Here is a 13,260-nt window from a genome sequence, read left to right as displayed (position 1 = left end):
CGATGAGGCCCGATAGCAAGCCGGGGCCTCGCGAGGCTCGGTGCCGCCACTGAAGATGGCCCCTCCGCGGAGCGGCACCTCTTGAGGACGACCCTTCCGCGGTCTCAGCATGTCCGTGGCAGCACGCCCCCCGCCAGTGAAGACGAGCACCCCGCCCTGCATGGGAACGAGGCAGGGTCGGCGCGGGCAGGCAACCCCCACCCGACGCCACCGCACTGACGCTACGGAGCGGCGGAGTCGCGCGGGCGGGCCCCCCACCCGACACCACCGACCCACGCACCGACGCTACGGAGCCGACGGGCGGGCCACGCTGCCGCCCAGCCGCTGCTCGATGAGCGCGCGGGCCCGCGAGTCCCGCACGTCGCGCAGGTGACGCATCCACCAGTTCCGGGCCTCATCCTGCTGGTCCCGCTGCCAGTAGACCTCGCCCAGCTTCAGCGCCAGCTCCGGGTCCGGGTTCGCCTCGAACGCTTGCCGGTAGCTGGTGGCGGCCATGTCGAGCTTCCCCCGCTCCAGGGACTGATCGCCATCCTGGGCGTGCTTCTTGGACAGCTCCAGGTTGCGATCGGGCGCCGGAATCAGCCGCTCGTACAGCGGCTGGTCCGCATCCGAGGGGATGACGCTCCCCGTCCTGCCGGGAACCGGGGCGTTGGAGGGAATCGCGAAGGGCGAGCCCCCGCCCTTCCCCGCACCCTGCGTGTAATAGATGTAGGCGTAGAAGAGCCCCGCGCCCAGCACCAGCAGCACGGTCAGCGACTTGAAGAAGAACGCCAGTCCACCCCCACCGACGCCGGGCTGCGTGGGGACGACGGAGTCCGTCTTCTCCCGCGTCGCGGGCATCACGTCGGCGCCCGAGGGCAGCGGCGAGAGCACGTCCGGAAGCGCGCGGACGGTGGCCTCCACCGTCATCTCGCTGCCCCACCCGGGGGCCGTAGCATCCCGGGCATCGTCGGGGCGGCCGCCGGACTTGCGCGGCAGCGGCGCCAGCACGGCCGAGGGCTGGGGACGCCGCGAGCCCGCCGCCTCGCGACGGCGCTCCTTCTCCACCGCCAGCAGCTCCGCGCGGAAGGCCTCCGCGTTCGCCGGGCGATCATCCGGGTCCTTGGAGAGCGTGCGCAGGATGAGCCGCTCCATCGCCGGGGAGATGCGCGCGTCGGGCCGACGCCGCGTCGGGGGCGGCGGCTCCTCGGTGAGGTGCTTGGTGGCGAAGCCCACCGCCGAGTCGGACTCGAACGGCAGCAGCCCCGTCATCAGCTGGTAGAGGATGACGCCCACCGCGTACAGGTCCGAGCGGTGGTCCAGCTGCGCCCCGCGCGCCTGCTCCGGCGACATGTACTCGGGCGTGCCGCAGACGAAGCCCGCGCGGGTGAGCGCCGGACCGTCGTCCGTGGAGTCGGTGATCTTCGCGATGCCGAAGTCGAGCACCTTGACGAAGTCCGGCTCGTTGCGCCGCTGCTCCACCATGATGTTCTCGGGCTTCAAATCCCGGTGGATGACGCCCGCGCCGTGCGCGTCCGACAGCGCGCCGAGCACCTGGCTGACGATGCGCACCACGCGCGCCTCGCCCAGCGGCCACTCGCGGCTCAGAATCTGGTGCAGGTCCTGCCCCGCCACGTACTCCATGGCGATGAAGAGCGCGCCGTCCTCGGCCTGGCCGAAGTCCAGCACGCTGATGGAGTTGCGGTGGTTGAGCCGGCTGGCCGCCTTGGCCTCGCGCTGGAAGCGCGCCACGGTGCGCTCGTCCGACAGCAACGTGTGCCGCAGCACCTTGAGCACCACCACCTTGTCGAGGGAGATCTGCCGGGCCCGGAACACCCTGCCCATGCCCCCCTCGCCGATGAGGGCCTCGACCCGGTACTTCTGGGCAATCGTCATGCCGACGTAATCGTCAGCATCCGCCGTGCGCACGAGGGTCGCGCCGCAGGCCGGGCAGAAACGGGAGGATTCTTGGGCGTCAGCGCCGCAGGAGGGGCAGTGCAAGTCAAACGTCCCCGAAGGGTGGGGCTGGAAGTTCACCACGTCGCTCGGGTGATGAGCAAGCCGCGCGCAATGCGAGCAACCGCGCTCCACCCCTGGTAGAACCCGCCCAGCCCCATGGAAGCGATGGAATACTGCCCCCGCTGCGACACCGAGAACCCCCGGGATGCCACCGTCTGCCGAGCCTGCGGCTCGCCGCTGCGCTCCGGCACCATGGTCATGGCCGTGGCCAGCCTGTCCTCGCGGCCCCAGGTCTCCATCCGCGTGGTGCGGGCCGATGGCGGCCCCGAGTCCGTCGTCCGCATGCAGCGCGACACCCTCACCTGCGGTCAGCAGGGTGACATCCCGCTCCCGGACGACCCCTTCATCATGCCCGTGCAGATGCGCTTCTTCTTCTCCGGCGCGCGCCTGGCCGTGGAGGACGTGGGAGGCGCCAACGGCGTCTTCGTCCGCCTGCGCCAGGAGCGGGAGCTGTCCCCCGGGGGCGAGCTGCGTCTGGGTCGGCAACGGCTGGTGCTGGAGCCCATCCCCACCGCGACACCCGGCCCGGGAGGCACCCAGGTCTGGGGCTCACCGGATCCCGGCTACCGCCTGCGGCTCATCCAGCTGCTGGAGGGGGGCCTGAAGGGCGCGGCCTATCCGCTCCGCGAGGGCGACAACCTGCTGGGCCGCGAGCAAGGCGACCTCACCTTCCCCACTGACGGCTTCGTCTCCGGCCGGCACGCGGTGCTGCAGGTGCGCCAGGACCGGCTGACGGTGCGCGACGTGGGCTCGTCCAACGGCACCTTCATGCGGCTGGCCGGCCCGACCTTCGTCGACAACGGTGACCACTACCTCATCGGTCGGCAGCTCTTGAGGGTGGAGATCCAGGCACCGCTGGCCTGAGGCACCGCCCCGCGCTTTGACTCCCCGGGCCGCACGGGACATCTCCTCCCGCGCGGCCCCAGGACCCCACGGCCATCAGCCGTAGGACTTCTCCTTCTTCTCCTGCTCTTCCTTGCAGCGGATGCAGAGCGTCGTCACCGGACGCGCCTCCAACCGCTTGGGGGAGATGTCCTCCTCGCAACGCTCGCAGACGCCGAACGAGCCGTTCTCGATGCGCTCGAGCGCCTTATCAATCTTCTGCAGCAGGAACTTCTCGCGGTCGCGGAGTCTGAACACCATCGACTGCGCATACTCGGAAGAGGCCAGGTCGATCTCGTCGGGGAGATCGTCGGTGTCGAAGCTCGACTCCTCCACCAGGGTCTTCTTGGCGCTCTCGAGCAGGCTCGCCTTGCTGTCCTCGAGCATCTTCTTGTAACGCTTGAGATCTTTCTGGTTCACAGCCTTCGCTCCAGTACGCGAGGGTTTTTGGGCCCTGTCCCCCAAAAAAAGGGCCCGAAAGCTTTATTCAGGGAGCCTTCGGTGTCAAGCTGACGTGGTCACGAACTGCGGGTGAAGGGAGGGGCGTTTGAGCGAGAACACGAAGTTCGATCGGGAGTTCCTGCGCTCGGCCCTCTCCCTGGCCGCGAAGAGTGACGTCGATCACTTCCTCTACATCTGCGACACGCCCATCCCTCCCGAGGAGCTGCGCGGCAGGCCTGCTCGCAAGAAGCTCGTGTACGCGGTGACGCTGGACAAGCTGGCACAGGAGCACCAGCTCAAGAAGGTCCGCGCGCTCGTCATCCCCGCCTACGACTACTCGCGCACCGAGCGGGTGAAGGTGGCGCTCGTCTCCGCGCTCTCCCAGGGGGCCTTCAAGGAAGGCGACCTGGTGCTCTGCATGACGGGGCGAGTGGGCCGCGCTCCCGACACGCTGATGCAGATGCGAATCGGTGGCTCGTTGGATGACCGGCTCGCCATCGAGGGCGTGAAGCTGGGCGAGGAGTTCAACTCCCAGGTGGTGGACGCGCTCATCCAGCTGGCGCTGCAGATCGGCCAGGAGGGCTTCGAGGGTCACCCCATCGGCACCATCATCACCATCGGCGACCACACGACGGTGCTGGAGAAGAGCCGGCAGATGACCATCAATCCGTTCCAGGGCCTCTCCGAGGCGGAGCGGAACGTGCTGGACCCGAAGATTCGCGAGGCCATCAAGAACTTCAGCGTGCTCGACGGCGCCTTCGTCATCCGCGAGGACGGCGTGGTGCTGGCCGCGGGGCGCTACCTGTCCTCCGCGGACGAGGCGGTGAAGATTCCGCTCGGCCTGGGCGCCCGGCACGCCGCCGCCGCGGGCATCACCTCCACCACGCACTGCATCGCGCTGGTGGTGAGCCAGACGTCCGGCGCGGTGCGCCTCTTCAAGGGCGGCAACATCGTCCTCGAGCTCCACCAGACGGCACGCCGGACCTGAAGCCTCAGTCCGCCTTCTCCCGCAGCTCCTCGCGGTAGACCTCCGCCAGCGCGTGCGCGCGCTCCACCTCGTCGCGCGCCGCGTCCACCACCAGCGCCTGTTCGAAGCGCGCCACACGCTCCTTCAGCGCGTCGGTGACGATGCCGCCCATCACCAGGCGCGCGGAGGCGCTCTCCCGCTCACGGCGCAGCTCCTCCACGCGCTCGCCCAGCTCCGCGGCGGCCTCCAGGAGCAGCGCACCGTCGGCCTCGGCACGCTCCAGCGACTCGCGGGTGGAGGCGAGGAGTGCCTCGGCCTGGACGCGGTCCTTCTTCAGCACGGCCACCGCCTTGGCGTCGGAGCGGGACTCCGCGGTGGCGCGGCGCGCGTCCAGCTCCGTGAGGCGGCGCGTGTAGCGCTCCACGGCGCGGGTGAGCTCTCCCTTGAGGGCGAGCAGCGTGGCCGCGGACTTGCGCAGCTCGGAGGCCTGCCGCTCCAGGTTCTCGAGCAGCTCGTCGAAGGCGGCCAGCGGGTCCACTGGCCGGGAGCGCTCCTTCTTGCGTTTCCAGAGGCCGAAGAACATGGCGTGCGGCAAGCCTAACCGAAGGGGCGGCACAACAGCCGCACTCGTGACAGCGCGTCCTCCACCGAGGGTCCGCCGACGGACAGCGCCGCGAGGTAGCGCGCGGGGGTCAGCCCATACACCGTGAGCAGGTGCTGGAGGAGCACGACGCTCTCGGTGGCGCGCTTGTCCGCGGGAGCCAGGGACGTGGCCTCCACCAGCGCGCCGAGGATGTCCACCACCCGGCCCACCACGTCCGCGCCAGGAACCTGCCCGCCCTCGGGTCTGGGGGGCGATTCAGGGAAGAGCGCCTCGAACGAGGCCTCCACCGCGACAGGCGTGTTCGAGCCGCGTCCGCTCGCCACGGCCTCGAGCGCCTCCAGGTGCGGCGCGAGCAGCTCCAGCGCGTCCGGCGTGGCGGGTACGTCACGCGGCAGCAGCGTGCGCCAGGGTGTGTCGAACTCGGTGCGGGCCCAGAGGATCTCCTCGTCGGAGAGGTGGTGGTAGAAGGCGCGCAGCCCGGAGGCCCGCTGCTCGCGCACCAGCGAGCGCAGGTCCGGGTTCTCCTCGCCCAGGGAGATGAAGCTCAGGGCGATGTCCAGCGAGCCCATGGGCGCGCGCGTGCGCCGGATGAGGTCCAGGTCCACGCGGTCCTCACCGTCGGTGACGAGCACCACGGTGGCGCGCGCCAGGTACGGGTCCCTGCCCTGCGCGGCGCGGATGGAGTCGAAGGCGGACATCAGCGCGAGCGAGATGTCCGTCTGCCCCTCCGCGGGCGAGTCGCGGAAGAGGCGCTCTATCTGCCGGGTGGCCTCGACGGCCGTGTCCACGCGGGCCAGCTCCGTGGGCACGTCGTTGAAGAAGCTGAAGTAGAGCGGGTCGAACGACTCGCCCCTGCGGGCCTTGACGCGCAGGTTGTTGAGCTCGGCGATGATGAGGGCGTCACGGAAGCGGGCGCGGGCGCCATGCATGGAGCCGGACGCGTCACAGACGTAGACGCGCACGGCGGTGCGCTTCACCTTCTTCGACTGCGGTGGCGGCGCGTCCTCGACGTACGCCCGCACCAGCTGCCGGTTGGCGGCGAGGTCCCTCAGGAGCATGCGCGGGTCCGTCAGCACGAAGTTGTTCACCTCGTGCAGGGCGCCTGTCGTCTCGAAGGTCATCGTCTGCGTGGGATAGGGCACGCGGCGCGCCACACGCCGGGCGGTCTTCGTCTCCGCCAGGACGATCTCCTCGGAGAGCGCGTCCTCCACGTCGAAGTACCGGGCACAGCCCGCGGCCAGTTCGAAGGTCGCGAGCTGTTCGGGGCGCAACGAGAAGGCCAGGTCGGCCAGCAGCTCGTCCGGGCGGGGCGCGTCGACCTCGGGCCGCGCCGGCTGGGGCGCCTCGCCGAACCAGTCGGCCAGGGCGTCGCGCTCCGCGTTCTCCACCATGACCGTCAGGTGCGTCCGCGTGGGGAGCAAGGGCTCCAGGCTCGAGCGGGCCGCGGAGGCCAGCTCCAGGTCCCCTGCTTCCAGGGCCCGCTCATAGAGGCCACGCAGCGAGCGATAGGCCACCTGGGGCTCGTGGCGCGCGGTGTGCCGCACGTGACGCAGCAGCTCCTCGAGCGAGCGGACCGCGGGCACCGCGCGCGTGCGCTCCCGCGCCTCGGCCACGTCGCGACGCAGCGGCAGCGCCCGCTCCCGGTCATGGTCCGCCCCCAGTCGCAGCAACATCTCATGCGCCAGGTCCAGGTCCCTGCGCTTCTGCACGACGTCGGCGACATTCTCCCGGGCCCGTGTCGCGAAGTACTCGGCCACCGCCATCCGCGCGCTGCTCGGAGGCCGCTGGGGTCGGCTCGCGGACGCTGGACGTTCGTAGACGACGAAGTCCTCGTCCGGGAGGTCCTCCGTGCAGGGCCGCAGGAAGAGGTCGGCCACCTTCACCGCGCGAGCGAGCCGGACGAAGGCCCGCTCGAGGATGGAGAGTGTCCCCGGGGGCAGCACTCCCGCCCGACATGCCCGCTCCACGCGGCCCAGACGCTCCTCGAACTCCCCGAGCGCCTGTCCCGCGCGGGCCTGCAGGCCCTGGGACAGCGAGCCCGCGCGCCCGCGACGAGCCCCCAGGGCATGCAGCAGCAGGGCATCCGCCGACGTGTGGACTCCCACGCGGTCCAGCTCGCGGTCCAACGCCTCGAGAACTGGCAGCGACAGGTCCCCGGTCCCCGTGACCTTCCGGCCGAAGGGCCACCACCGTGGCCCGCCCGCTGCAGGTGGAGGCTGACGAAGCGCGTCCAGCCGCGCTCGCAACTCGGTGAGCCGCCGCGAGAGCATGCTCAGCCCCGCCTCTCGGCACTATGCGGCCCGGGTGCGCTCATGCCGCGGCCCGGCGCTCCAGCACCTGCCGGCTGTAGCGCCCGAAGTCCTCTTCGATGCCATGGAGCAACGTCCCCAGACGACGCGCGTTCTCCCCCACCTCTCCCGGCAGCCCCGAGAGCAGTGACAACACGCCCTTGAGCCGCACCAGCTCGCCTTCCTTCAACGCCAGCAACGGGAAGCGGCTGCGGACCAGCCGGTCCACGGTGCGCTCCACCTCGCTGCGCTCCTTCAAGGCCTCCGGCGCCGGCAGCGAGGTGAGCAGCTGGGTCAACCAGCTGCGCAGGAACTTCACCCGCGACTGGAGGAAGGCGAGCTCCGCCTGGGCCACCGCCGCGCGAGCCTCCTCCGAGAAGAACGCCGACGCCCCACCGCCACGGGTGAACGCGAGCTGTCCGTCCAGCCCCAGCAGCGCGGCCAGCTCTCCGTCCGGCGCCCTGGCGGAGAACTCACCGCGATAGAAGACGTACGCATCGCCGTTGATGACCGAGGCCGCCGCGGGAGGAGGGCTCGCCACCTCGCGAGTGAGCGCCTTGGCGTGCTCCCGCAGACGTCCGTCGAGGATGCCCTGACACTCGCGCATCACCACATCCACCGGGAGGCCCTCGCGTCGGAGGTTCTCGACCACCGACTGCACGGCGCGGCCGTACTGCTCGACGCGCTCGAACGGCGTGGAGGACAGGACCTCGCGCGCATACGAGAGTCCCAGCGGCAGCAGCAGCTCCTCCTTGAAGCTGCGCTGGCTGGGGTCCAGCGCGATGAGGGACTGCTCCAGCTGGGACAGCCGACGCGAGTCCGCGGCCAGCGCCTCCAGCGGCTCCTTGCGGCCTCGCGGCGAGGCCCCCTGGAAGGCCACCGTGGCCCGGCGCCGCAGCGCGCCCACCACCCGCTTGCGCGCGTCGACCTCCACCTTGCGCAGCCGCTCCACCGTCGCCGGGGCGCCCTCGGCCAGCAGGCCCATCAGGTCGGCCATCCGCGACAGCTCCTCCTCCAGGTTGTCCGCCAGCCCGACGAGCCCCTCCAGCTTGAGGCCCTCCTCGAAGTCCGCGCTCTCCGCGGTCAGGGCAATCATCTCCAGGGCGCCCTCGAGGAAGCGCGCGGTGGCCTCGCTCAGCGGCGTCAGCCCGGGCTTCAGCTCGGGGAGGACGCGGCAGAGCTCCAGCACGTCCTGGAACGAGGTCAGCAGGGACAGGCCGCCGCGCCCCTCGCCCTGCCCCGCCATGCCTCGCGCCAGCCGCTGGTCCATCGCCGCCACCAGCGCGCGCGCGGCGGCCAGCAGCGGCACCCGGTTCTGCAGGTGGCGCGGACCGGGCATCAGCTTGGACATGAGGCTGCGCGCGGAGGTGGACGCGATGGCCGGCTGCCAGTTGCGCGACAGCGCCTCCACCGTGGTGGCCTCGTCCGCCGCGGCCAGCGCCTGGGCCTCGCGCTCCAGCCCGCCCCCCAGCTCCTGGCGGACCTGGGCGATGACCTCGTCGAACGTGCGCTGCTCCAGCCGGACGATTTCGAGCTGCGCGCGCTCCCTCGGGTCGACCACGGACTTGAGCAGCGCGTCCGTCTCCGTCGAGGGCGGCCCTCCGAGCAGGAAGAACCAGCGCAGCGCGTCCAGGTCCTCCACGGAGGCCTCCAGCGGGCGCTCGGGCCGCCGGTAGATCTGATCCCGGACCACCGCCGCCTTCAGCGCCCACAGCGCCTTCACCGCCGAGCGCTGGGAGAAGTACTTCGTCGGCACGTAGTCGGGCAGCTTGGACACGTGCGACGTCAGCGCGCGCTCCAGCGCGTCCGTCAGGAGCTCCACGCCCTCCATCACCACGCTGGGCACCCGCACGCGCGCGACCGCGTCCTGGAGCAGGTCCACCTGCTGCAGCGAGAGCGGCGCGCGCAGGTCCGCTCGCGCGCCGTGCTCGAAGCGCTGGAGCATGGCCGCCCGGCTCTCCTTCCGGGCGAAGGACTTGGGCACGAAGCTGATGAAGCTCAGCCGGTCCGCGAAGGCCAGGAGCAGCTCCGGCGAGCGCGCCAGCACCTCGGAGAGGTACCGGTTGCTCGTCATCACCACGCACTCGGTGCGGCCCGCCGTCACCCGCCGCCCGTGCTTGAGCTCGCGCTCGAACAGCACGTTGAGGATGGAGCGCAGCAGCATGTCCCGGCCGTCGAAGACCTCGTCCAGGAACGCGTGCTGCGAGCCCAGCATGCCCTCGTCGGTGAGGTACTCCGTGCGCCCCGTCTCCGTCAGGACCTTGAAGTCCACCGGCCCCAGCAGGTCCGTCTGCACGGTGGACTCCGCCAGTTGCTTGGAGAACAGCGACGGCAGTCCCGTCTTCTCGTCGATGATGCGCCCCAGCACCGCGCTGGCGATGGCGCTCTTGGCCGTCCCCGGCGGCCCCACCACCAGCACGTGCTCCCGGCTCAGGAGCGCCAGCTCCAGCTGCGTGAAGAGCGTCTCCCGCTCCAGGTAGACATCCCGCAACTCATTGAAGAAGTGGCGAAAGGCCCGGGCGGCCTGGAGGTACGTCGTCGGCTGTGATTGCACGGACTATCCGGAGGCAGCGGGGTTGGCCCCATGCTACCCGCCGCCCTCCGTCTATTTGAAGTGGACCTCGCAACCGCCATCCGTGCAGGTCCGCCCGGCAATCCGGAACCGATAGCGCGCCACGGCCCGGTACACGACATCCACCAGCTGCCGCAGTCCGGGGACGTAATAGACGTACAACAGCTTCCCCAGGGGATGCCGGCCCAGCGCCCGGACGATGGCCTCGGCGCCCTCCATCACCCGCCCGTCCGCGCGGACCAGCTGCATGGCCAGCTCACACCGCTCCGCGCTGATGCCCGGAAAGGCCTCCAGCACGCCCTCGTCCCGGAACGAGCGCAGCTCCGTGCCCCGTCCGCCCAGCAGCCGCTGGAACTCGCGCGCCGCGCCGCTGCAGATGCGGCAGTGCCCGTCGTAGAGGATCACATCATGTCCCGGGGGTGTCGTCCTCAGCACCATCCGTGTCACCTCCACCCTGGTTCTATGTCAGCGAGAGGCCAGCGTGTCATGCAGATGCGCATGCACGGAGCGCCAGATGTCATGCTGCCGCTCGATGGGGTCCATCAGCATCATGCCCACCGACGTGGCGGGCGAGCTGCCCTGGAAGGCCGAGTACTGGCGCAGTCGCGCTCCACCCGCCCCGTCGTCCTCGAAGACGAAGCGGTTCGTCCCCCGCAGGGGATGTCCGTCCAGCGTGGTGATGTGCACGGTGTGCTTCTCCGGCTCGAGCCGGAACGTCACGGGCGCCCAGACGGGCGGAGGCCCCTTCTCCTCCAGGAACACCTTCGCCCCGTCCGCCAGCGCGCCCGTGGCCGGCTGGAGCCGGATGCCCGCGGCCTCGAACACCGGACCGGGATTGCGCACGAGGTAGTCCCACGCCACCTCCGGCGCCACGCCGGGCAGGACGCTGGTGTAGTCCGTCAGGGAGGTGGGAGCCCCCTCGAGGGGAGGACTCGGGTCCAGCAGCCGCAGGTGCCCTCGCGCGTAGGCGTCCACCACCGTCCCCTTCCCCAGCAGCAGGCTCGCCGCGGCCGCCTCGGACTGGGCGACCGTCAGGGCTCCCTGCTTCATCTGCTCCCGCACGTTGCCCGTGGGGCGTGGAGGAAAAGCGCCCCCCACCGCGAAGTCGAAGTCGTTCGGTGTCCCCGTCATGGGACCGCATCGGGGCCCCACCCCAGGCGAGACACCGCCACCGCTCGAGGCTGGCCCCCGGAAGACCTCCAGCGTGCTGGCCTCCTGCCACGCGGACGCGGACTGCGTCTTCCTCGTGGCCGACGCGTCGACGGGGAGCGCTCCGGGCTCGGGCTCGATGTTCAGCGCGAGGACGGACGACTGCTGGGACAGGACTCGGGACATGCGGGCACCTCACGAGACTGCGTGGAGCCGCCCCACGTTGCATCCCCCTCACCCACGCTCGCCCCAGTGTCCTCGGGCGTTTGCGTCAGCGCCGCGTCTCGCTCCACATACGCCCATCCCGACTCCCGGAGGGCCGGCCGCACGCGCCCGCAAAGCGGAAGGGCCGGCCCCCCGCGTGGCGGAGGTACCGGCCCTTCTGACTCAACGCACGGGCCTCACGGCCCCGGCATCACGACTGGCGGAACTCGGCGTCCACCACGTCGTCCTTCTTCGCGCCCGGCTGCGCGCCAGGAGCAGCCCCCGGAGGCGGCTCGCCACCCGGCGCCCCGCCCGTCGCCTTGTACATCTCCTCGGCGGCCTTGTAGCTGGCGGCCTGGAGCTTCTCGAGCGCGGACTTGATGGCGTCCTTGTCCTGGCCCTCGCGGACCTTGTTGAGCTCCGCCACCCCGTCCTCGAGGCCCTTCGCCACATCCGCGGAGAGCTTCTCCTTGTTCTCCTTGATGAGCTTCTCGGCCCCGTAGGCCTGGGCCTCCGCCTGGTTCTTCAGCTCCACCAGCTCCCGCTTGTCCTTGTCGGCCGCCTCGTTCTCGCGGGCCGCGGCGACCATCTTCTCCACCTCGTCCTTCGCCAGGCCCGAGGACTGGGTGATGGTGACCTTCTGCTCCTTGCCCGTGGCCTTGTCCTTCGCGCTCACGTTCAGGATGCCGTTGGCGTCCAGGTCGAACGTCACCTCGATCTGCGGCACGCCACGCGGCGCCGGGGGCAGGCCCGTCAGGTGGAAGCGGCCCAGGCTCCGGTTGTCGTTCGCCATCTCGCGCTCACCCTGGAGCACGTGGATCTCCACCTGCGACTGGCCGTCCGCGGCCGTGGAGAACGTCTCCGACTTGCGCGTGGGGATGGTGGTGTTGCGCTCGATGAGCTTGGTCATCACCCCGCCCAACGTCTCCACGCCCAGGGACAGCGGCGTCACGTCCAGCAGGAGGATGTCCTTCACCTCGCCGGAGAGCACGCCCGCCTGCACCGCGGCGCCCACCGCCACGACCTCGTCCGGGTTCACCGAGCGGTTCGGCTCCTTGCCGAACAGCCGCTTCACCGCCTCCTGCACCTTCGGGATGCGCGTGGTGCCACCCACGAGCACGACCTCGCTGAGGTCCTTCAGGTCCAGGCCCGAGTCCTTGAGGCACTTGCGGCACGGCTCCAGCGAGCGCTCGATGAGGTCGTCGATCATCGCCTCGAACTTGGCGCGCGTGAGCTTGACGTTCAGGTGCTTGGGACCCGACGCGTCCGCCGTGAGGAACGGCAGGTTGATGTCCGTCTCCGTCGCGCTCGACAGCTCGATCTTCGCCTTCTCCGCCGCCTCCTTCAGGCGCTGGATCACCATCTTGTCCTTGGTGACGTCCAGCCCCGTGTCCTTCTTGAACTCGACGACCAGCCAATCCATGATCCGCTGGTCGATGTTGTCACCGCCCAGGTGCGTGTCACCGTTGGTCGCGAGCACGTCGACGACGCTCTCGCCCACCTCCAGGATGGACACGTCGAACGTGCCGCCGCCGAAGTCGTAGACGGCGATCTTCTCGTCCTTCTTCTTGTCCAGGCCGTACGCCAGCGCCGCCGCGGTCGGCTCGTTCACGATGCGCCGCACCGTCAGGCCGGCGATCTCACCCGCATCCTTGGTCGCCTGGCGCTGGGCGTCGTTGAAGTACGCCGGGACGGTGATGACCGCCTCCGTCACCTTCTCGCCCAGGTAGTTCTCGGCGGCCCGCTTCAGCTTCAGCAGCACCTGCGCGCTGATCTCCGGCGCGCTGGACTGCTTGCCATCCAGGTCCACGCGCGCGTCGCCATTGGGGCCGCGGGAGACCTTGTAGGGCACCAGCTTGGTCTCCTCGGAGACCTCGTCGAACCGGCGACCCATGAAGCGCTTGATGGAATAGATGGTGCGCTCGGGGTTCGTGATGGCCTGGCGCTTCGCCACCTGGCCGACCAGGCGCTCGCCATCCTTCGTGAACGCGACCACCGAGGGCGTGATGCGGCTGCCTTCCTCGTTGACGATGACCTTGGGCTCGCGACCCTCCATGATCGCCACCACGCTGTTCGTGGTGCCCAGGTCGATCCCAATAATCTTGCCCACGGTTCGTATCCTCCGGAAATGACTGCGTTTTCTTCAAAAGCTCCT

General features: G+C 70.3%; 10 protein-coding genes. 2 read left to right on the top strand and 8 right to left on the bottom strand.

Going from position 1 to position 13,260, the window contains the following annotated elements; translation table 11 throughout:
- Positions 1-285 precede the first annotated feature (285 nt).
- On the bottom strand, positions 286-1,980 hold the full coding sequence (locus OWM54_RS38710; protein ID WP_223785181.1) for a serine/threonine-protein kinase: 1,695 nt from the start codon (positions 1,978-1,980) through the stop codon (positions 286-288).
- 114 nt (positions 1,981-2,094) lie between these two features.
- Here OWM54_RS38710 and OWM54_RS38705 point away from each other — a divergent pair, with 114 nt between their 5' ends.
- The gene (locus tag OWM54_RS38705) at positions 2,095-2,862 is read left to right on the top strand and encodes an FHA domain-containing protein (RefSeq protein ID WP_174816797.1); all 768 of its coding nucleotides are present in this window, start codon (positions 2,095-2,097) and stop codon (positions 2,860-2,862) included.
- A 75-nt stretch (positions 2,863-2,937) separates the two neighbouring features.
- Here the strand turns inward: OWM54_RS38705 and OWM54_RS38700 are convergent, their stop codons facing one another.
- Entirely contained in the window at positions 2,938-3,300 is a 363-nt protein-coding gene (locus tag OWM54_RS38700; RefSeq protein ID WP_141327975.1) for a TraR/DksA family transcriptional regulator, read from the bottom strand.
- Between the two features lie 127 nt (positions 3,301-3,427).
- On the opposite strand from OWM54_RS38700, the gene OWM54_RS38695 reads away from it, so the two are divergent.
- Positions 3,428-4,309, top strand: a complete 882-nt coding sequence (locus OWM54_RS38695; protein WP_141327973.1) for a DNA integrity scanning protein DisA nucleotide-binding domain protein — start codon at positions 3,428-3,430, stop codon at positions 4,307-4,309.
- Between the two features lie 4 nt (positions 4,310-4,313).
- Here the strand turns inward: OWM54_RS38695 and OWM54_RS38690 are convergent, their stop codons facing one another.
- From OWM54_RS38690 to dnaK, 6 genes are all read right to left on the bottom strand, one after another.
- Entirely contained in the window at positions 4,314-4,871 is a 558-nt protein-coding gene (locus OWM54_RS38690; RefSeq protein ID WP_141327971.1) for a hypothetical protein, read from the bottom strand.
- A 14-nt stretch (positions 4,872-4,885) separates the two neighbouring features.
- Positions 4,886-7,162, bottom strand: a complete 2,277-nt coding sequence (locus OWM54_RS38685; protein ID WP_267700620.1) for a vWA domain-containing protein — start codon at positions 7,160-7,162, stop codon at positions 4,886-4,888.
- Between the two features lie 40 nt (positions 7,163-7,202).
- Positions 7,203-9,734 (bottom strand): AAA family ATPase, encoded by a 2,532-nt coding sequence (locus OWM54_RS38680; protein ID WP_267700619.1) that lies wholly within the window; start codon positions 9,732-9,734, stop codon positions 7,203-7,205.
- Positions 9,735-9,785: 51 nt separating this feature from the next.
- Positions 9,786-10,190 (bottom strand): thiol-disulfide oxidoreductase DCC family protein, encoded by a 405-nt coding sequence (locus OWM54_RS38675; RefSeq protein WP_223747662.1) that lies wholly within the window; start codon positions 10,188-10,190, stop codon positions 9,786-9,788.
- 27 nt (positions 10,191-10,217) lie between these two features.
- Positions 10,218-11,087, bottom strand: coding sequence for a hypothetical protein (locus tag OWM54_RS38670; protein ID WP_267700618.1), 870 nt, complete (start codon positions 11,085-11,087; stop codon positions 10,218-10,220).
- 229 nt (positions 11,088-11,316) lie between these two features.
- On the bottom strand, positions 11,317-13,215 hold the full coding sequence (gene dnaK / locus OWM54_RS38665) for a molecular chaperone DnaK (protein WP_223747660.1): 1,899 nt from the start codon (positions 13,213-13,215) through the stop codon (positions 11,317-11,319).
- Positions 13,216-13,260 lie beyond the last annotated feature (45 nt).

This window comes from Myxococcus sp. MISCRS1, assembly GCF_026626605.1.
Taxonomy (GTDB): domain Bacteria; phylum Myxococcota; class Myxococcia; order Myxococcales; family Myxococcaceae; genus Myxococcus; species Myxococcus fulvus.
This window is presented reverse-complemented; position numbering and strand designations above follow the sequence as displayed.